The sequence below is a fragment of the Microbacterium sp. ANT_H45B genome (genome assembly GCF_008369345.1).
GTDB lineage: Bacteria > Actinomycetota > Actinomycetes > Actinomycetales > Microbacteriaceae > Microbacterium.
In genome coordinates this window covers 305,983-325,986 of the sequence record NZ_VOBK01000001.1, presented here as the reverse complement: position 1 = coordinate 325,986, position 20,004 = coordinate 305,983, and the positions used below count along the sequence as shown (strand labels likewise).

At 67.7% G+C, this 20,004-nt stretch carries 18 protein-coding genes; 6 read left to right on the top strand and 12 right to left on the bottom strand.

Annotation, left to right across the window (positions count from 1 at the left end; genetic code table 11):
- Positions 1-23: 23 nt before the first annotated feature.
- Both FQ142_RS01560 and FQ142_RS01555 read right to left on the bottom strand, forming a co-directional pair.
- Positions 24-1,451 carry a CCA tRNA nucleotidyltransferase gene (locus tag FQ142_RS01560; protein WP_149421948.1) on the bottom strand — a complete coding sequence of 476 codons (1,428 nt, stop codon included), beginning with the start codon at positions 1,449-1,451 and terminating at the stop codon, positions 24-26.
- A gap of 54 nt (positions 1,452-1,505) precedes the next feature.
- Positions 1,506-1,799, bottom strand: coding sequence for a hypothetical protein (locus FQ142_RS01555; RefSeq protein ID WP_149421947.1), 294 nt, complete (start codon positions 1,797-1,799; stop codon positions 1,506-1,508).
- Positions 1,800-1,856: 57 nt separating this feature from the next.
- On the opposite strand from FQ142_RS01555, the gene FQ142_RS01550 reads away from it, so the two are divergent.
- Positions 1,857-3,605: an alkaline phosphatase family protein gene (locus FQ142_RS01550; protein WP_149421946.1), complete on the top strand. Its 1,749-nt coding sequence runs from the start codon at positions 1,857-1,859 to the stop codon at positions 3,603-3,605.
- 51 nt (positions 3,606-3,656) lie between these two features.
- On the opposite strand, the gene FQ142_RS01545 is transcribed toward FQ142_RS01550, so the two are convergent.
- Positions 3,657-3,950 (bottom strand): hypothetical protein, encoded by a 294-nt coding sequence (locus tag FQ142_RS01545; RefSeq protein ID WP_149421945.1) that lies wholly within the window; start codon positions 3,948-3,950, stop codon positions 3,657-3,659.
- Positions 3,951-3,982: 32 nt separating this feature from the next.
- Here FQ142_RS01545 and FQ142_RS01540 point away from each other — a divergent pair, with 32 nt between their 5' ends.
- Positions 3,983-4,456 (top strand): ASCH domain-containing protein, encoded by a 474-nt coding sequence (locus FQ142_RS01540; RefSeq protein ID WP_149421944.1) that lies wholly within the window; start codon positions 3,983-3,985, stop codon positions 4,454-4,456.
- On the opposite strand, the gene FQ142_RS01535 is transcribed toward FQ142_RS01540, so the two are convergent.
- On the bottom strand, positions 4,453-5,508 hold the full coding sequence (locus FQ142_RS01535; RefSeq protein ID WP_149421943.1) for an LLM class flavin-dependent oxidoreductase: 1,056 nt from the start codon (positions 5,506-5,508) through the stop codon (positions 4,453-4,455). The genes FQ142_RS01540 and FQ142_RS01535 overlap by 4 nt on opposite strands.
- Positions 5,509-5,544: 36 nt before the next feature.
- The gene (locus FQ142_RS01530) at positions 5,545-7,080 is read right to left on the bottom strand and encodes a methyltransferase (protein ID WP_149421942.1); all 1,536 of its coding nucleotides are present in this window, start codon (positions 7,078-7,080) and stop codon (positions 5,545-5,547) included.
- Between the two features lie 99 nt (positions 7,081-7,179).
- Between FQ142_RS01530 and FQ142_RS01525 the strand changes: the two genes are divergently transcribed.
- The 4 genes from FQ142_RS01525 to trxA all read left to right on the top strand — a co-directional run bounded on the left by FQ142_RS01525 (position 7,180) and on the right by trxA (position 12,455).
- A complete protein-coding gene (locus FQ142_RS01525; RefSeq protein WP_149421941.1) occupies positions 7,180-9,390 on the top strand; it encodes a DUF6049 family protein in 2,211 nt (736 codons plus the stop codon).
- Positions 9,383-11,002, top strand: a complete 1,620-nt coding sequence (gene murJ, locus FQ142_RS01520) for a murein biosynthesis integral membrane protein MurJ (RefSeq protein WP_149421940.1) — start codon at positions 9,383-9,385, stop codon at positions 11,000-11,002. The genes FQ142_RS01525 and murJ overlap by 8 nt, the downstream gene beginning before the upstream one ends.
- Before the next feature lie 88 nt (positions 11,003-11,090).
- Positions 11,091-12,065, top strand: coding sequence for a thioredoxin-disulfide reductase (trxB, locus tag FQ142_RS01515; protein ID WP_149421939.1), 975 nt, complete (start codon positions 11,091-11,093; stop codon positions 12,063-12,065).
- Positions 12,066-12,131: 66 nt separating this feature from the next.
- The gene (trxA, locus tag FQ142_RS01510; RefSeq protein WP_056414458.1) at positions 12,132-12,455 is read left to right on the top strand and encodes a thioredoxin; all 324 of its coding nucleotides are present in this window, start codon (positions 12,132-12,134) and stop codon (positions 12,453-12,455) included.
- Positions 12,456-12,570: 115 nt separating this feature from the next.
- Here trxA and FQ142_RS01505 read toward each other — a convergent pair whose 3' ends face one another.
- The 7 genes from FQ142_RS01505 to rsmG all read right to left on the bottom strand — a co-directional run bounded on the left by FQ142_RS01505 (position 12,571) and on the right by rsmG (position 19,999).
- The gene (locus FQ142_RS01505) at positions 12,571-13,098 is read right to left on the bottom strand and encodes a GrpB family protein (RefSeq protein ID WP_149421938.1); all 528 of its coding nucleotides are present in this window, start codon (positions 13,096-13,098) and stop codon (positions 12,571-12,573) included.
- 8 nt (positions 13,099-13,106) lie between these two features.
- Complete coding sequence (locus tag FQ142_RS01500) at positions 13,107-13,442, bottom strand: hypothetical protein (RefSeq protein ID WP_045253998.1); 336 nt, start codon at positions 13,440-13,442, stop codon at positions 13,107-13,109.
- 9 nt (positions 13,443-13,451) lie between these two features.
- The gene (locus FQ142_RS01495; RefSeq protein ID WP_149421937.1) at positions 13,452-14,900 is read right to left on the bottom strand and encodes a sugar porter family MFS transporter; all 1,449 of its coding nucleotides are present in this window, start codon (positions 14,898-14,900) and stop codon (positions 13,452-13,454) included.
- A gap of 62 nt (positions 14,901-14,962) precedes the next feature.
- The gene (locus FQ142_RS01490) at positions 14,963-15,925 is read right to left on the bottom strand and encodes a ParB/RepB/Spo0J family partition protein (protein WP_188042267.1); all 963 of its coding nucleotides are present in this window, start codon (positions 15,923-15,925) and stop codon (positions 14,963-14,965) included.
- Positions 15,925-16,800 (bottom strand): ParA family protein, encoded by an 876-nt coding sequence (locus tag FQ142_RS01485; RefSeq protein WP_188042266.1) that lies wholly within the window; start codon positions 16,798-16,800, stop codon positions 15,925-15,927. The genes FQ142_RS01490 and FQ142_RS01485 overlap by 1 nt, the downstream gene beginning before the upstream one ends.
- 438 nt (positions 16,801-17,238) lie before the next feature.
- Positions 17,239-17,682, bottom strand: coding sequence for an AAA family ATPase (locus FQ142_RS01480; protein WP_149421934.1), 444 nt, complete (start codon positions 17,680-17,682; stop codon positions 17,239-17,241).
- Positions 17,683-19,375: 1,693 nt separating this feature from the next.
- Complete coding sequence (gene rsmG / locus FQ142_RS01475) at positions 19,376-19,999, bottom strand: 16S rRNA (guanine(527)-N(7))-methyltransferase RsmG (protein WP_188042323.1); 624 nt, start codon at positions 19,997-19,999, stop codon at positions 19,376-19,378.
- Positions 20,000-20,004 lie beyond the last annotated feature (5 nt).

Genomic DNA, 20,004 nt, shown 5'->3' with positions numbered 1-20,004 from the left:
GGCCTTCGCCTGAGCGACCGGGCTCAGGCCCGCGCGGCCCACCACTCGCGGAGGCGCTGCTCGGCGGCATCCGCACCGATCACGCCTTCGTCGAGTCGCACCTCGAGCAGGAACCGGTAGGCCTCGCCGACCTCGCGGCCGGGCGCGATCCCCAGGATGCTCTGGATCCGGTTGCCGTCGAGCTCGGGGCGGATGGAGTCCAGCTCCTCCTGCTCGCGCAGCGCGGCGATACGAGACTCGATGTCGTCGTAGGCCGAGGCGAGGCGTCCGGCCTTGCGCTTGTTGCGGGTGGTGACGTCGGCGCGGGTGAGGATGTGCAGGCGCTCGAGCTCGTCTCCGGCGTCGCGCACATAGCGGCGCACGGCGGCATCCGTCCATGCGCCTTCGGCGTATCCGAAGAAGCGGAGGTGCAGCTCGATGAGCGTGGCGACGCTCGTCGTGGTCGCGGTGTCGAAGCGCAGCGACTGCAGTCGCTTGCGGGCCATGCGCGAGCCGACGACGTCGTGGTGGTGGAAGGTGACCGCACCGCCGTCTTCGAGCTTGCGCGTGCGCGGCTTGCCGATGTCGTGCAGCAGCGCGGCGATCCGCAGGGGCACGTCGGGGGCCGAGCCCGGGTGGCGCGACCGTTCGAGCGCGATCGCCTGGCTGAGCACCGTCAGCGAGTGCTCGTAGACGTCCTTGTGGTGATGGTGCTCATCGACCTCGAGGCGCAGCGCGCTCACCTCGGGCAGGAACTCCTCGATCAGGCCGGTGTCGACGAGCACACGGATGCCGCGCACGGGGTCGTCGGTCTGCATCAGCCGCACGAGCTCCGACTGGATGCGCTCGGGGCTCACGATCCCGAGGGTCGTGCGCAGCTGCGTGATGGCCTCGTCCGTGCCGTCGTCGATCCGGAATCCGAGCTGTGCGCTGAATCGTGCAGCCCGCAGCATGCGCAGCGGGTCGTCGCCGAACGAGATCTGGGGATCGGCGGGCGTGCGCAGGACACCGCCGACGAGGTCCTCGACTCCCCCGGTCGGGTCGACGAGCTTCACCTCGGGCACGAGCAGCGCCATGGCGTTGACGGTGAAGTCACGACGGTGCAGGTCGGCGTCGATCGTGTCGCCGAACTCGACGGTCGGCTTGCGCGTCACCCCGTCGTAGCTGTCGGCGCGGTACGTGGTGACCTCGACCTGCTCGCCCTGCACCCGCGCGCCGATGGTGCCGAATGCGCGGCCGATGTCCCACTGGGCGGTCGAGATCGGCGTGACGATGCGCAGGATGTCGTCGGGGCGTGCGTTCGTGGTGAAGTCGAGATCGTGCGTGGGGCGACCGAGCAGAGCATCGCGCACGGGGCCGCCGACGACGGCGAGATCGTAGCCCGCAGCCGAGAACGCCTCTGCGAGGGTGCGGACGACCGGATTCCCGGCGAGCGCACCGAGACGGGCGAGGCCGTCAGCCATGTTGAGCATGGGTTCCAGCGTACCGGGGAGCGCGCACCGCCCGTCGGCGCGAAGGGTCCGCGGTCAGAACAGCGGGTTGTCGCCTCGTGCCTGTGCGACCGCGCGTGCTCGCGCCTGCACGAGCCGCAGCAGGAGGGCGCTCAGCAGGAAGCCGCCGATCATGGCGACGGCGAGGAGGAACCAGACGCCGATCTGCGGTTCGATGAGCTCGAAGCCGTAGATGGCGACGGCCAGGAGCAGCAGCACCGGCCCCTCGATCAGCGCGAACGTGAGGAACAGCCGCGTCTGGCGTCGGGTGAAGTCGGTGTTGACCGCCTGGACGCGCGCCGCGATGGAGGTCTCGTCTGCAGAGGTCATGCCCCCACCGTAGCCAACACGATGCGCGCGACGCGGCCCGAGCCTAGGATCGGCTCCATGACTGCAGACGAGCCGCAGGGCACGAAGGACCCGTCACGGCGCGGATTCCTCAAGATGGGCGGGGCGGCCCTCGCCGGTGCCGTGATCGGCGGGGCCGGCGGGGCGGCCATCGGCGCAGGCGTCGCCGCCGGAGACCGGCGTGGTTTCGCGGCGGATCCCGATCCGTTCGCCGCGCTCACCCCCCGCAGTGAGCCGGGCTTCGACCACCTCGTCGTGGTCATGGGCGAGAACCGCTCCTTCGACAACCTGCTCGGCTACCTCTACTCGACCGAGAACCTGCCCGCGAGCGAGCGGTTCGAGGGGCTCGCGTTCGGCACGCACAGCAACACGGCCCGTGACGGCACGGTGGTCGACGCGCATGTGTACACGGGCAACACCGACCGGATCATGAGCCTGCCCGACCCGGATCCCGGCGAGGAGTACCCGCACGTCAACACGCAGATCTTCGGCACCGTCGACCCGCCGGGCAACGCCGACCTGTTCGTCGACCAGATGACGGCCCCTTTCAACGCCCCGACGCATGGCGAGAAGGCCACGATGTCGGGGTTCCTCGAGGACTACATCATCAACTTCCGTCGGCTGCGCAAGGGCGCCGACCCCGCCCCGCAGGAGGCGGCGCACATCATGGGATCCTTCTCGCCCGAGATGCTCCCGGTGCTCTCGACGCTCGCGGCGGAGTTCGCGGTGTTCGATCATTGGTTCGCCGGAGTGCCGTCGCAGACGTTCTGCAACCGGTCGTTCTTCCACGCCTCCACATCGCACGGATTCGTCACCAACCAGGCGGGCGGCGGGTACCGAAAATGGATCGATGCACCCGCGGCGCCGACGGTCTTCAACCGCCTGGAAGACGAGAAGGTCAGCTGGAAGATCTACATCGACAAGCTGCAGCTGGTGTCCTTCACGGGGATGCTGCACGCGGCGGTGCTCGAGAAGTACTGGCGCACCGAGCACTTCGGCACGATGGAGGACTTCTACGACGACGCGAAGAACGGCACGCTCCCGGCCTACGCGTTCATCGAACCGCGCATGGTCTACGACCACAACGACTTCCACCCGCCGTTCGGGGCGCCGCGCGAGAGCGAGGCCGACGGCGAGCCCGTCTACGACAGCGCGATCTCTGACGTGCGCGCGGGCGACCGGCTCATCCACGACATCTACGAGGCGGTGCGCACGAGCGCGTCCCCGAAGGGGTCGAACGCGGTCAACACCCTGCTGCTCATCACGTTCGACGAGCACGGCGGATGCTACGACCACGTGCCGCCTCCGGCCGCGACGACGCCGACGCCCGACACGGGGCCCGGCGAGATGGGCTTCACCTTCGACCGCCTCGGATGCCGTGTGCCGGCCATCGCGGTGTCGGCGTACACGAAACGCGGCACCATCGTGCACGAGGAGATGCACCACGGTTCCGTCACCGCGACCCTGTCGCGCCTGCACGGCCTGAAGCCGCTCAACGACAGGGATCAGTCGGCGAACACGCTCTTCGAGGTCGTGAACCTCGACAAGCCGCGGCATCCCGCCGACTGGCCGATCACCACGCCCGCCTACACACCGCCGAATCCCGAGGCGCGTGAGCCGACACCGGGTGACCCCTCCGAGATGAAACCGCTGACTCCTCCCGCCCGCGGGCTGCTCGGTCTGCTCATCGCGAAGTACGGCGCGCCCGGTGAGCCCGAGCCCGAGACGTTCGCCGACGCCTACCGGCTGCTGCACGAGCACGGCGAGGAGCTCTTCGGACCGGCCTGACCGTCGGGCGACGACGGTGCTGCGCGCGAGGCCTGCAGGTCGACCTCCGCCTCAGAGGTACCCCGTCGCCGGATCCACCGCCGCAAGGAAGTCGCGGATCTCTGCCACGTGCCGGTCGCGGCTGCGCGGCGACGACCCACCGCCGACCGTGAAGCCGTACCCCGGGTTGGGCCCGGACACCCAGTCGTAGTGATGTGCGCCGTCGTCGCTCCCGCGGATCGCGAACGTCTCGCCGTCGACCTCGAGTGTCCCGAGGTCGGTGTAGGTGCGTGCGTCGTAGAGCCGCATATCGGCGGGAAGGGGAGAGTAGTCCCACTCCTCCTCCGGTCCGCGCTCGCTCGTCATGACTGCACCCTAGCGACGAATAGGCTGACCGGATGAACGACCCCCTCGACATCGACGAGTTCTGGCGAGAGTGCCGCGCCGCCGTGCCGGCGCTGCCTGAGGCCGTCCCCGACGCCTGGGCGTTCGGGGCGACCCCGGCGCAGGCCGACGATCTCCTGGCCCTCGTGCTCGACGGCACGAAGACCGCGACGGCATCCTCCCTCCGGGACTACGAGTACGCGCACGACCCCGTTCCCGAACCCGGCCTGCTGAACATCGTTCTCGACGGACGCGGAGCACCGCGTGCTCTCGTGGAGACCGCATCCGTCGACGTCGTCCCCTTCGGCGACGTCTCCGAGGCGCACGCCTTCGCCGAAGGAGAGGGCGACCGCACTCTGGCGTACTGGCGCGAGACGCATGAGCGGTTCTGGCGTGCGCACTCGGAGGATCCGCGCGGCTTCGACCCGTCCATGCCGGTCGTGTGCGAGCGGCTCAGGGTGATCCACACCACGAACGGATTGCGCTAGATCGCGTCTCCCTGCACCGGGCCCTCCGTGTTGGGCTTCCACCCGAGCGCGGGAGCGACATGCTCAGCGAACGCCTCGAGAACGTGCAGGTTGTACTCCGGCCCGAGCTGGTTCGGGATGGTCAGCAGCAGAGTGTCCGCCGACATCACCGCCTCGTCGGCGAGGAGCTGCCGGATCAGCACGTCCGGCTCCGCCGCATAGGTCTTGCCGAAGGTCGACCGGAACCCGTCGATGATGCCGATCTGGTCGGCGTTCTCCTCGCTGCGCAGACCGAAGTAGGCACGATCCATGTCGGAGACCAGCGGGAAGACGCTGCGGCTGACCGAGACGCGCGGAGCGCCGGTGTGACCGGCCTCCTTGTAGGCGGCGCGGAAGAGATCGATCTGCTCGCGCTGCAGCTGGTGGAACGGCACGCCGGTCGCCTCGGTGAGCAGCGTCGAGCTCATCATGTTGAGGCCCTTACGTCCGGTCTCCTCGGCCGTGGCGCGCGATCCCGAGCCCCACCAGATGTGGTCGCGCAGCGTCGGTGACTGCGGTTCGATCGCCAGGTAGCGTCCGGCGCCGACCATGCGGGGATCTCCCGGGGCGAGGCCTTCACCGTCGATGGCCCGCAGGAAGAGGTCGAACTTCTCGCGTGCGATCACGCTGCCGCGCTCGGGGTCCTCCTCATCGTGGAAACCGAAGGTCTCGTACCCGCGCAGCGCGGTCTCGGGTGACCCACGGCTCACGCCGAGCGCGATGCGCCCGTCGGCGATGAGATCGAGGGCGGCCGCCTCCTCGGCGAACTGGAACGGGTTCTCGTAGCGCATGTCGATCACGCCGGTGCCCACCTCGATGCGCTTCGTGCGCGCGGCCATGGCCGACAGCAGCGGCATCGGCGAGGCGGCCTGGCGGGCCCAGTGGTGCACACGGACCGATGCGCCGTTGACGCCGATCTCGTCAGCACCCTCCGCGATCTCGATGGTCTGCTTCAGCATGTCGCCGGCCGTGCGGGTCGCCGAACCCGGCACATCGGCGTAGTGCCCGAAAGAGAGGAATCCGAAAGCCTTCATGGTGTATTCGAACGCATGGATGTCGGCGGGTATTCCCTACCGACCACCCGCCACGAGAAGGCCGTCGAGGATGAGCTGCCGGATGCGCGGTTCGAGGTCCGCCCAGAGGTCGGCGAGCGGCACCTCGAACAGGTCGGCGAGCGCCGCGACGATCTGCATGACCGTGAGGTCGCCGTCGCACGCGCCCACGAACGCGGCGAGCGCAGGATCCACCGTGAGGGTCCGGGCGAAGCCCCCTCCCTGACGCAGCTCGATGATGCTGGGGTCGTCGTTGCCCGGCAGCAGGTGGCGTGCTTCGGTGACGTCCGCCGCGGTCAGCAGCATCGGTGGAACGCCCCCGGCCAGCAGGTCGTGTGCGGCGAGGCCGTCGCGCAGCGCGCTCCCGACGTTCGACACCGGCTGCGGCAGACGCTCGAGCCTGCGCAGCGGAGCACCGGTGTGCGCAGGACGTCGGATCAGGATGTACCCGAAGCCGACCGCGGTCACCCCGCGTGCGGCGAAGTCGTCGAGCCAGGCGCGCAGCAGCGGGGTGAAGGCGGCATCCCGTGGCGTCGTTCCGCCGTCGCGGATCCAGAGCTCGGCGTAGGCGAGAGGGGTCAGCTCCTCGCGCTGCACGACCCACAGGTCGAGCTCGCCGGGAACCCAGGACGAGACGCGATCGAGTCCCGCTCGACCGGTCAGCGACCGCTGCCCTCCACGAGACTCCCAGTTGCCGAGCAGCTGCGCCGACCCGCCGGGTGTGAGGTGCTGCGGAGCGGTGGCGATGAACTGCTCCACCAGAGCGTCGCCGACGAGGCCGCCGTCACGGTACTCGTACTCCGGCACACCCTCGGCGCGAGGGGTGATGACGAACGGCGGGTTCGACACGATCAGGTCGAAGGTCTCTCCGGCGACCGGCTCGAACATGCTGCCGAGGCGGAACTCGATGGTCGACACCCCGTTCAGCTGCGCGTTCAGCTCCGCGAAGGCGAGAGCCCTCGCCGAGATGTCGGTGGCGACGACCGAGCGGGCGTGCCGGGCGACCAGGAGGGCCTGGATGCCGCATCCGGTGCCGAGGTCGAGCGCGCGGTCGACCTCGACCGGCATCACGATCTCGGCGAGCGTGCGGGAGGCCCCGCCGACGCCGAGCACATGGTCGGCGGGGAGGGCGCCGTCCAGCGCCGTCTCGTCGAGATCGCTGGCGATCCACCATTCGCCGAAGCCGTCGGCGTCGACGAAGGACTGCGGCCGCAGCAGGGCGGTCGGGATCACGGATGCCGCGTCCACGCGCGCCAGCCCGAGAGCCACCAGGCCGTCCGCTCCGAGGGTCGGCAGGGCCGTGGCCACTGCCGCGAGGGGCTGCGGCATTCCCAGCACGAGCAGGCGTCCGAGGGTCGCGAGCGGTCCGTCATCGTGCGCGATCGCGCGCAGGATCGGCTCCCTCATGCCGCGAGCGAGGGCGTCGTCCTCTTCTTCTCCCCACAGTCGGCGCAGCGGCTCCGAGCGCAGGTCGGCGGCGTCGAGGTCGGCCGCGAGCGCGGTGGCGCGGATCGGATCTGGCACGGGGAACGGGGCGTCGGACACGGCCGTCACTCTACGCGTCTTCAGGGTTCTCCTCGCGCGTGCCACCTAGAATCACAAGGTCAGCACTCACGAGCAGCCTGAGATCACCGGCGTTCGAGGAAGACTTCCATGACCGCGACCACCCCCGAGAACGGCCACCGCACGCGCCTGCAGCGCGTCGCGTGCGGATCCGTCATCTCGGCGATCGCTCTCGGCCTGTGTGCGACGGGAACGGGGAGCGCGGTCGCCGCGACCGATTCCGACGCGGACGACGCACCCGCGATCGAGCTGATCCTCTCTGCGGGCGTGCGTGGCGCGATCGCCCCGGGCAGCGGCACCACCGCCTCGCTGACCGTGCAGAACGACGAGTCGTCATCGCTCTCCGCGGGTCGCGTCACCGTCGAGATCAACCGCACCGCCCTGTCGAGCCCCACCGCGGTGACCTCCTGGCTCGACGACGCCGAGGTCACGGGCGATTTCGACGAGCTCGGCACCGACGCGACGGGAACAGTGGACGCCGAGTCGGCAGCGACCACGACCATCGCCGTTCCCCCCGAAGCGCTGGCCGACCTCGCGCCGGGCGTCTACCCGCTGCGCGCCACGCTCAGCGGGGCCCAGACGCAGGGGCAGAACGACTCGGATGCCGTGACGTCGACCTCTGTGCTGGTGGTCACCGCGACGCCGAATCCTCCGATCGCGGTGATCGTACCGATCACGGCCACTCCCGCCCGCGGCGCCCTCCTGACGTCGGAGGAGCTGACGGTGCTCACCGCACCCGACGGCGCGCTCACCGCGGCGATCGACGGGGTCAGAGGCACAGGCGCCATCCTCGCGATCGACCCCGCGATCACCGCCGCCGTCAACGTGCTCGGCTCGTCCGCACCGCAGAGCGCCCGGGACTGGCTGCGCCAGCTCGACGAACTGCCCAATGACCGCTTCGCCCTGCAGTTCGGCGACGCGGATGCGACTACCCAGGCGCAGGCCGGGCTCACCGCGCTGCTGCAGCCGACCTCGCTCCTGCCGTTCGTGAACCCGAGCGACTTCGCCACCCCTCCGGGCGAGACGCCGTCCGACGCCCCGACGCCCTCACCCTCGTCGTCGGGCACGCCCAGCCCGTCGCCCGGCAGCCCGAGCATCCCCAGCGATGCCGATCTGCGTGCGGTCGACGGAGCGACCGCGGGCGTGCTGTGGCCGCGCAGCGACGTCACCGCGACCGATCTCGACGCCTTCGCCTGCTACGTCGGGGACGGCGGCGTCACGATCCTCTCCTCCGCCAGTCTCGGCGGCGCTGCCGGAGCTCGAGCCACCGCAGGCACCAGCGACATCCTCGTCTCGGACACCGCCGCGTCGGACGCCCTCTCCGACGCCGCGAGCGAGAACGATGCCGCGTCCCGCCAGCGACTGCTCTCCGAGGCCACCGCGCAGGTGTACCTCTCGGCGCTCCCCAACCCCGCCACGCCCCTCCTCGTGGGGCTCGATCGCGACGACACCCGCTCGGCCGACGCCCTGCGCGAGGCGATCGCCGCCGTCGACTCCCCCGGTTTCGGGCTCACCGAGGTCCTCGCGACGCCCAGCGTCCCCGTCTCTCTCGTGGCGGAACCGGACACCTCGCGTGGCGCCGCACTGCAGCGGATGCTCGCCGACGAGGTCGTCCTCGACGACTTCGCCTCGATCCTCAACGATCGTCAGCTGCTGCTGAGCCCCAAGCGCATCCAGATCCTCCGTGCGACCGCCGTGGGTCTGACGGCGAAGAAGTTCGACGAGGCGACCGCCGCGGTGCACATCGCGACGACCGCCACGCTCGACGCCGTGGACATCCCGCCGTCCAGCACCATCCAGCTGCTCACGGCCAACGCCGATCTGCCGTTCTCGGTGCGCAACGATCTGCCGTGGCCGGTGAACGTCATGCTCTCGGTGCGCCCGAGCGATCCGCGCCTCGACGTGCAGAAGGTCACGGCGGCGACCATCCAGCCCAATTCGAACGGCAGAGTGAAGGTGCCCGTATCGGCGCGAGTGGGCAGCGGTGAGGTCACGCTGACCCTTGAACTGTCGAGCCCGACGGGCGTGCAGATCAGCCAGCCCGAGCGGGTCCGCGTCTCGGTGCGGGCCGAATGGGAGACCATCGGCCTCGCCCTGTTCGGCGGGCTGATCGTGCTTCTGCTCAGCGTCGGCGTGATCCGCACGGTGCGCCGCCGTCGTCGCGAGAGCGACGCAGAAGCGGGCGTCGAGACGGATGCCGCCGATCCCGACGAGACCGACGACGTGCCCGAGACCGTCGGCATTGTCGAGAACGTCGACGACGTCGATGGGCGCAGAGCCCGCGAGGAGCGCGATGAGTAGCCTCGGCCGTGCCAGCGCCGTGATCGGCGCCGGAACTCTGATCTCCCGTGTCACCGGTCTTCTTCGGACGATTGTGCTCGTCGGGGTGATCGGCTCCGTCAACGCCGGCGCCGCCGATGCCTTCGCGATCGCGAACCAGCTCCCCAACAACGTCTTCTCGCTCATCTCGGTGGGTGTGCTCACGGCCGTGATCATCCCTCAGATCGTGAAGGCGAGCGCCGATGCCGACGGCGGCAACGCGTTCATCTCCAAGCTGTTCACGCTCGGGACCGTGTCGCTCGTCGTGATCACGGGGATTGCGACGATCGCCTCCCCCTGGCTGGTGCTGCTGTACGCCGGGGCGAAGGGGTCGCCCGAGTTCCTCGCGCTCGCCACCGCCTTCGCCTACTGGTGCATGCCGCAGATCCTCTTCTACGGGCTCTATGCCCTGCTGGGCGAAGCGCTGAACGCACGACGCATCTTCGGTCCGTTCACGTGGGCGCCCGTGGTCAACAACGTGGTGTCGATCATCGGCTTCCTCATCATCGGCGCCCTCTTCGGCGGCCCCCTCACCCGGGTCGCGGACTGGTCGCCCGAGATGATCGCCGCGCTGGGTGGGACCGCGACCCTGGGCATCCTGATCCAGGCAGCGATACTGCTGTTCTTCTGGCGACGCACCGGACTCTCGCTGCGGCCCGACTTCCGCTGGCGCGGGGTGGGCCTGGGCAATGTCGGCCGCCTGGCGGGATGGACCTTCCTCATGGCGGTCACGAGCTTGATCGCCGGTCTCATCCAGACCCAGATCCTCACCGAGGCGGCGGGTCGCGGTGCGTCGGTCGCCACCTTCCAGTACGCGTGGCTCATCTTCATGCTGCCGTACTCGATCATCGTGCTGTCGATCGGAACCCCCTACTTCACTCAGATCAGCGAGCACGCGGCAGCCGGACGTGATGCGGAGGTGCGTGGTGACATCGCGAAGAGCATCCGCACGCTGCTGTTCTTCATCGCTGTCGCGGTCGCGGCGGTCGCCGCGGCATCCATTCCCGCGTCGCGCGTGTTCACCAATCAGGCGTCGCACGCCGTGGAGGCTGCTCTCGTGCTGGTCTGCTTCCTCGTGTGCCTGGTTCCTCTGACGATCCTCTTCATCGTGCAGCGGACCTTCTACGCCTACGGCGACACGCGTACGCCGTTCTGGTTCACGATCTTCCAGTGCGCGCTCGTGGTCGTCAGTGCCTTCGGTGCCCAATGGCTGCTCACGGCCGGCGTCATAGAGCTGACGTCTCTCGCAGCCGCGATCGCTCTCGGTCAGTCGCTCGCCAGCACCATTCAGACCGTCGTGGCCGTCTGGCTCCTGCACCGCAAGATCGGCGGTCTCCAGATCGGAAGCTGGATGTCCGCCATCCTGCGTTTCGCTGTCGCCGCCCTGCCCGCGGGTTTCGCGGGATGGGGTGTCTTCCTGCTGCTCGGGGGCCCCACCGGCTGGACAACCGCGGACAAGCTCCTCGGCGCGATCGGCACCTGCATCATCGGTGCCGTGGTCGTGGTCGTCTACATCGGCATCCTGGCGCTCATGCGCGCCCCGGAGCTCACGGTCGCCGGCTCGATGCTGCGCCGCTTCCTGCCGGGCCGCTGACCGCCCACGCGCGGGAATGTCGCGCGGTTACCATTGGTTGAAGCAGTCGAACGTCTTTCGGCGTCTCAGCATCTACGACGGAGAGCACATGCGTCAGGTCATCATCATCGGTTCCGGTCCCGCCGGATTCACCGCCGCCATCTACGCGGCTCGCGCGAACCTCAAGCCGCTGCTCATCGCGAGCACCGTCGAGGTCGGCGGAGAGCTGATGAACACCACCGAGGTCGAGAACTACCCGGGCTTCCCCGAGGGGATCCAGGGGCCTGAGCTCATGGCCAAGTTCCAGGAGCAGGCCGAGAAGTTCGGCACCGAGGTCGTCTACGACGACGTCACCGAACTCGACCTCGACGGCACCGTCAAGAAGGTCACGCTCGGCAGCGGAACGGTGCACGAGGCCCAGACGCTCATCTACGCGACCGGCTCGGCGTACCGCAAGCTCGGCATCGAGGGCGAAGAGCGTCTCTCCGGGTACGGCGTCTCGTGGTGCGCCACGTGCGACGGGTTCTTCTTCCGTGAGAAGACGATCGCCGTGGTCGGCGGCGGAGACTCGGCGATGGAGGAGGCGACGTTCCTCACCCGCTTCGCCGACAAGGTCTACGTCATCCACCGCAAGGACACGCTGCGTGCCTCGAAGATCATGCAGGAGCGCGCCTTCGCGAACGAGAAGATCGAGTTCGTCTGGAACAGCGAGGTCGCCGAGATCCTCGGCGGTGACTCCGTCTCGGGAGTGCAGCTGCGCAACACGGTCGACGGCACACTCAGCGATCTGGCCCTCGACGGCCTGTTCATCGCGATCGGCAACGACCCGCGCACCCACCTCGTGCACGACAAGCTCGAGCTGACCACTGAAGGGACCATCTGGGTCGACGGCCGCTCGTCGAAGACCTCGGTTCCCGGGGTGTTCGCCGCCGGCGACGTGATCGACCCGACCTACCGTCAGGCGATCACCGCTGCCGGGTCGGGCACGGTCGCGGCCCTCGACGCCGAGCACTTCCTCGCCGATCTCGAAGACGCCTCCGTCGAGGTCCCGGCCGCGGAAGCCGCGGAGATCCTCACGGCCTGAGCGGTCGGGAACAGTTTCACGACGCCTGCTGTTGTAGTAGGCGAACCTCGAACAAGGAGAACTCTGATGAGTGCAAAGGCTACGAGCCAGGCGACCTGGGAGCAGGACGTTCTGCAGGCCGAAGGTCCCGTCCTCGTGGACTTCTGGGCCGAGTGGTGCGGACCGTGTCGTATGGTCGCCCCCGTTCTGGACCAGATCCAGGCGGACAACCCCGACAAGATCACCATCCTCAAGCTGAACGTGGACGAGAACCCGCAGCTGGCGATGAAGTACCAGATCACCTCGATCCCCGCGATGAAGGTGTTCCAGGGCGGTGAGGTCAAGACGACCATCATCGGCGCCAAGCCGAAGCCCGCTCTCGAGAAGGACCTCGCCGACTTCATCGGCTGATCAGGATCTTTCCCAGGCCGTCACCCCTTCGGGGGTGGCGGCCTTTTCCGTGTCCGGATCCGCATCCGTCCGCGCTCCTGCCCGCCCGGAGCGCTCTCCGGACGCGCGGCCGCGGTTACTTGTCGGAGACCGGGACGGAGGGCAGTCCCCGTGCCGCCCGCGCACGATCGACGATCTCCTGGATGACCGGCGTCTTCGCGGCGTTGTAGGCCGATGTCCCGCGTGCGGCGGCAGCCACGGCGTCGCACTTCGCGTGCACGTAGAGGTCGGCGTCATCGGGATGCGACCGGAGCCAGTCACGCAGGATGCGCTGGTGCACGGCATCCCACTCCCCGGCCGTGAAGAAATGCGCGATCGCGACACGAGCGCCCTCACGCTCGAGGATCATGACCGGATGCGAGCGTACCGCGCTGCCACGCCGCCACCCTCCGCTCTCGAGCGCGGTCAGGTGAGTCCCGAAGTCCTCGAGGTCCCTGATCCTGACGGCGAGGTCGATGATCGGCTTCGCGCGCATGCCCGGGATCGCCGTGGATCCGATGTGCTCGATGGCCCAGTCCGCACCGGCGAGTTCACGCAGCTCCGAGGCGAACGACGCGAAACGCGCCGGCCACGACGGATCGTACGGGACGAGTATGCGCGGCATCCGACGGATCAGGACGCGTCGGCGACCGTCGGATCCCACCGGCGATGACGCTGCGTCTCGTCGAGCAGGCGCCAGACCGCCGGGGTGAGTTCCGGATACTCCAACGCGATCTGTCGCAGCACTCGATAGTGACGAGCCGCGTTGGGCCGCACGCCGTCGTTCGCGGTGATGTTGTCGGCCCGGAGGAGGAAGACCACGAGCTCATCGACGCTGGGGAGCTCCTCCATGAAATCCCAGGGATCCTCGCCCCCGAGAAGGCGCTCCTGGATCAACACGGCGAGCTCGTCCGAGGCTTCGGCTCTCAGCACCTCGAGGCTGGCGCGACGGGGAACGGACTCGGTCATGCTTCCAGCCTACGTGGCCTTTCGCGTGCCCCGGCGCTCCACCGTCAACTCGTCTGTCATCTCCTCGAGCTCCTTGCCCTTGGTCTCTGGAACCTTGAAGTAGACGAAGAAGAACGACAGCAGAGCGAAGAACGCGTAGAAGCCGTAGGCGAACGTGAGGCCGATGTCAGCGAAGATCGGGAACGTCGTCGAGATGAAGAAGTTCGCCGCCCACTGCGCCGCCGCGGCGACCGCGAGGGCCCCCGCGCGGATCGAGTTCGGGAAGATCTCTCCCAGAAGCACCCAGACCAGCGGGCCCCAGGTGGCTCCGAAGAACACCACGAACCCGTTGGCGCAGATCAGGGCCACCGTGGCCCAGGGGTCGGGCAGCGTCGCCGTGCCCTCGGCATCCAGCGTGCCGAACGAGAACGCGAGTGCCATCAGACCCAGCGTCACGGTCATTCCGACGGAGCCGACGAGCAGCATGATGCGGCGGCCCACCTTGTCGACGAGCAGGATCGCCACGATCGTCACCACGATGTTCGTCACCGACGTGATGACGGAGGTCAGCAGCGCGCTCGACTCGTCGAATCCGACGGACTGCCACAGCGTGGTCGAGTAGTAGAAGATGACGTTGATGCCGACGAACTGCTGGAAGACCGAGAGCAGGATGCCGACCCACACGATCGGCTTCAGGCCCAGGCGGCTGCCGCGCAGATCGCTCAGGGACTCCTTGCGCTCCGTGTCGATCGTGCTGGTGATCTCCTTGATCTTCGCCTCGACGTCGACGGCGCCGGTCACCGTATGCAGGACCTCCCCCGCCCGTTTCAGGTCGCCCTTGCGCACGAGGTACCTCGGCGACTCGGGAAGCCTCAGGGACATGAGCCCGTAGACGAGCGCGGGGATCGCCGCGACCATGAACATCCATCGCCAGGCGGTGAGCCCCCACAGCGGCTGGTCCGCCGCGCCGGCGAGGTTCGCGAGCAGGGCATCCGACAGCAGGGCCGCGAAGATGCCCGTGACGATGGCGAGCTGTTGGAGTGATCCCAGCCGGCCACGGATGGCCGCGGGAGAGACCTCGGCGATGTAGGCCGGCGCGATGACGGACGCCGCTCCGACGCCGAGTCCGCCGATCACCCGCCAGATGATGAGGTCGACCACGCTGAAGGCGAGACCGGAGCCGATGGCGGAGACGAAGAACATCGCCGCCGCGACCACCATCACGGGGATGCGTCCGCGTTTGTTCGCGATCGGCCCCGCGAACCACGCCCCGACCGCGCAGCCGATCAGCGCGGACGAGACGGCGAAGCCCTTGAGCCCGACGCCGAGGTCGAAGCCCGACGTCGTGCCCGCAAGAGCGTCGACCGCACCGTTGATCACGGCCGTGTCGAAGCCGAACAGGAAACCGCCGAGGGCGGCGGCGATGCTGACCGCGATGACGCGGCGCCGGACGCCTTCCGGATTCAATGCAGTGGCCATGGCATCCCTCTCATCATCGCGATGTCGGGAGTCTACGTCCCGTCAGCTCCTGCAGGGGCGTGTCACGCCGAACCGTAGCCCGATTCGCCGAGCTCGGTGAGAATGCGGTTCAGGTCCTGAATCGATGCGAAATCGATGATGACCTGCCCCTTTCGTGCACCCAACGAGACCTTGACGCGGGTGTTGAGGCGATCTCCGAGGTTGCCTGCGACCTCGTCGAGGTAGGCACGACGGGCCCCGGGCGTCGGCTTCGCGGTGCGCGTCGCTGTGGTCGGCTCCGTCTTGGCGGCGACCTCGGTGGCGCGGACCGAGAGGTCCTCGTTCACGACCTTGTCGGCGAGGCGCTGCATCGCTTCCGGGGTGTCGAGGCTGAGGATCGCGCGTGCGTGCCCAGCCGTCAGCACGCCGGCCGCCACGCGCTGCTGCACGGGAACCGGCAGCTTGAGCAGGCGGATCGTGTTGCTGATCTGGGGGCGCGATCGACCGATGCGCGTGGCCAGCTCCTCCTGGGTGATGCCGAAGTCCTCCAGCAGCTGCTGGTAGGCGGAGGCTTCTTCCAGAGGGTTCAGCTCCGACCTGTGCAGGTTCTCGAGAAGGGCGTCACGCAGCAGATCCTCGTCCGCCGTCTCGCGCACCACTGCGGGGATGGCGTCCAGACCGGCCTCGCGCGCGGCGCGTGTGCGCCTCTCCCCCATGATCAGCTCGTACTCGCCATCCGCGTTCTTGCGAACCACGACCGGCTGCAGGACGCCGAATTCGCGCACACTGTGCACGAGCTCCGCGAGGTCGCTCGGGTCGAAGTGCGTACGCGGCTGCCGCGGGTTCGGCACGATCTTCTGAGGATCGATCTGGATGAGATGGATGCCGGGCACCGCCTCGAGGTCGGCAGCGGGCTCGACCGGCGCGGTCACCTGGTTCGATCGCAGACTCGCTCCGGGGAAGAAGACGTCCACGGGGCGTTCCGACTGATCCGCCGTCGGAATGAGGGCACCGATGCCCCGACCCAGTCCAGTGCGCTTCGCCATCATTTCTCCTTGCTCTGCGTCGCCGTGCGCGACGCGATCTCGACAGCGGCCTCGCGGTAGGCGACGGCGCCGGCGGATTGCCCGTCATAGGCGATCACGGTCTGTCCGAAGCTCGGTGCCTCCGACACCCGCACGGAGCGCGGGATGACGGTGTCCAGAACCTGCTGCGGGAAGTGGGTGCGGACCTCGTCGGCGACCTGCTGTGCGAGACGGGTGCGCCCGTCGAACATCGTGAGGAGGATCGTCGACAGGTGAAGGTCCGGATTGAGGTGCTTCTGGATCATCTGGATGCTGCCCAGCAGCTGGCTCAGTCCCTCGAGTGCGTAGTACTCGCACTGGATGGGGATGAAGACCTCACGCGCTGCCGTGAAGGCGTTGATGGTGAGGAGTCCGAGCGACGGTGGGCAGTCGATGATGACGAAGTCCATGGGGCTGTCGATGAGGTAGACATCGAGCGCCCTGCGGAGACGGTGTTCACGTGCGACCTGGGCGACGAGCTCGATCTCCGCGCCGGCCAGGTGGATGGTGCTGGGGGCGCAGAAGAGGTTCTCATCCTCAGGGCTCTGCTGCACGATATCGGCGAGTGCGGTGTCCTCGATCAGCACGTCGTACACACTCGGGGTCTCCGCGTTGTGCGGTACGCCGAGCGCGGTGGACGCGTTTCCCTGAGGATCCAGGTCGATGACGAGGACCTTCGCTCCGAGGCCCGAGAGAGCGGCCGCGACGTTGACCGCGCTGGTCGTCTTACCGACCCCGCCCTTCTGGTTCGAGACTGTGAGGATGCGAGTCTCTCCGCCGAAGTGGAGTTGCACACCGTCGAGAGCGCGTCGACGGGCGGACAGGTCGGCGATCTCCCGTGCGAGGGGTGTGTCCATCCCGAAATCGCTCTTCGGTGATGCCTTTTCGGGCTGTTTCACGTGAAACATCCACTCCTTTCGGGGCCGCCTTCCACTCTAATCGTTGCGGCAGACAGTGACGGTGAGCGCCCGGGTGTATCCCGGCGTCCGTCGCCTCCGACTCCTGAAGATCGTGTATCCGATGCCGAGTGAGACGGAAGTAGGAAACCACGCGTGATCGGGGGTTGAGGGTTCGCGCACACGAGTACGACCCGTCTCAGTGGGAGCGATTCGGCATTGATGGGAGTCCGAGCTGCAATGACCTCGTCGGAGTTGGGTCCGGCATGTCGGGCTCACCTGTGCAGGAGCACAGCTACCTCCGTGGGCTCCAGGGCCCTGTGGCATAGCTGTATCCCCGACCACAGTCCCCTGTTCCGGACAGACGACCTCTCGTTCCGCCTGTTTCACGTGAAACACCTACTCCCGAAGAAGCTGCTCGATACGATCGGCGAGGTGATCTGGGGTGTCCGTGCCGTGGAGTTCCTCTGTCGCAGTCGCGCGCAGCCGGGGTTCGACATCCTGGAGATACGTGGGAGTCTCCCGCCGATCGCTCTCGGTATGACCGTAGTGATTGTTCGTGCGGCAAGCGACTCGAGAGAGAATCACATCCTCGGGTGCAGAGAGCAAGACCACGTGATCGAATCGATCGTAGAACCTTCCCTGGTTCTCCACGGTTCCCGCGACGACGACGGATGGCGCCGAGTCCAGCAACGCAGACAGTCGCATTTCATCCCACAGTCCGTCTGCGGTCTTCCACGTTCCGTAGTCCGTATCGATCACCCGATGACCGCGATTCCCCAGAACCGATAAGAGCGTGGACTTCCCCACTCCCGACATCCCCGTGATCAGTATCCTCGTCACACCATGAGGCTATCTCGATATCGGTCGACCACGCTGCGGCGGCTACTGAGAGCTGGCGGGGCGCATCCCCCCTCTCTGGGCCGAGCGGGCGCTGACCTCTGCGCCGATCTCCGAAGCGGCACGCCCGTGTTGCACGTGAAACGCGGGCTCCTTGTGCCCGAGAGGAACAGGTGCTGAGAGTCAGAGCGGGCGCTCCCAATAGCCAGGATGAGGTCGAACCCAACCTCTGCTCTACTCTGCTCGCCTCGCCTCGCCTCGCCTCGCCTCGCCTCGCCTCGCCAGAAGCATGGTCCTCTCACCGATGACGTCCTATATGGAGGGAGAAAGGACCCGGGGATCTGAGGGAACCATCGCACTCCGCTCGGCCGCGCAAGGTGGATATCTCGTCGAGAGCCGGTTCCTGATGAGCTCGACGAGGGCGAAGACGCCGGGTGCGACACCAGTTCCCCTCCGCGGTGCCCGTGAGCTCACCCTCCTACGGATGGAACACACGCCACGAGGATGGTGCCTCCCGACGAGGCACTTGCCGGCGGTGTGTCGCGAAGCACGTCCGACCCCGATCACACAGCACCGGCTGGGCTCCTAGCGCCGGTGTCTCCGCCCCTCCCCTACGGCTGTGTGCAACTCGACGATCCCCCGGGACTCGTCCCCCGGGAATTCAGCATCACTCGAGGATCATCACCACGAGAGCTTCACCACCACCACGCTGCGTGCCGGTTCGAGTTCTCATCACATGACCGAATCTCTCGACGTCCACCGGCTGGTCCACTCCTCACCGATAGAGCGCCCATCCCGATCGCCGTGGCTGCGAGAACCACCCACCCGGATGTCTGACATCCCGGCACGTGACGAGGACCCCGAAGATCAGTCCCTCCAGCATCATCACCAATGGAGCGTCACTCGAGTGGGGGTCGACCACCCTCGCGCTGACCGGGATCATCCGCTGCCCCGCCCTGATAGGGAGGAGGCAATCACCGAAGCTCTCCACCGCGGGCGCCACTCCCCCGCGGGTCTGGCAGACGACCAAGGACTGGCCACGCCGTGACAGGTGGTGGGCCCGCGTCCGGTCGAGGACATACGCAACAGATTTGCCGCTCTGCATGAACTTCCCACACCTTGCGGGACTACCGAGGCGTAACCACCAGGCCGCATCGACGAGCAACACGGATGCGAAGCTCTGCGATCCCTCGGGCGGCTGCGGCTAGCTTTATGTTCCACGTGAAACATCACCCTCGAACGGAGTCCGCTTGTTCCGCGACGAACACCCGCTCCATCACACCTCACATGTTTCACGTGGAACATCGAGTCGTTGAAGTCCGCCGCGTTTCACGTGAAACACTGCAGCTTCGTCGGCGGCCCCGGTGCCCCCGGCGCAACGATAGGCCTTCCTAGGAGACGAGTCCGCTCCGCAGTCACAGCAGCGAGTGGTCTCTCGGAGCGCACTGCTCCGCAGAGTCGCATACGTGATACCCGAGGTGACGCATGACAGTGACTCGACCCGGCCTGCGCCAGTCCCGCAGCACTCGAGACACGGCGACTATATGCTCACATCATCCGCCGGGATCCCACTGGAGAGCAGCACCCACCGTCGGGCGCAACACGAAACGTAGAACTAGCGATAACCCGAAAAGTCGAACAATCGACAAACGATCACGCCGCCATACGGACATCACGCCGACGGAGGGAGAGCGCCTCACCGGACGGTCGCGCGCACCACTCTGGTGATCTCGGGCAGCACGCCCTCTCCCAGCACCTCGACCCGTACGTCAGACAGCCGATACTTCTTGATCTGCTTCTGCGCCGCGTCGATCTCGTTCGCGGCGTTCATCCCCTTGAGTACCGCGAGTTCACCGCCATCACGCACAAGAGGTGCGGTCAGCGGCAACAGGGTTCGCAGCGCGCTGACAGCACGAGCGGTGACCACATCGAACCCGCCGGGGCGATCGACGTCTTCGGCGCGGGCGCGCAGTACCTCGACGTTGTCGAGTGACAGTGCCTCTACCTGCTCATTGAGCCAGGTGATCCGTCGCTCCATCGGCTCGATGAGAGTCCAGTGCACATCAGGACGCGCAATTGCGAGAACCAGTCCGGGCAATCCTGCGCCCGACCCGATATCGGCAACCGATCCATGGAAGAGCGGGGCGGCGATCACACTGTTGAGGATGTGTCGCGTCCACAGTCGTGGAAGCTCGAGAGGACCGATGAGCCCTCGCTCCTCACCCTGATCCGCGAGCGCCGCGGTGAACTGACGGGCGACATCGATCCTGTCGCCGAACAGCTCGGCGGCTACCACCGGTTCCGGCTCGAGCACACTCACCGGCG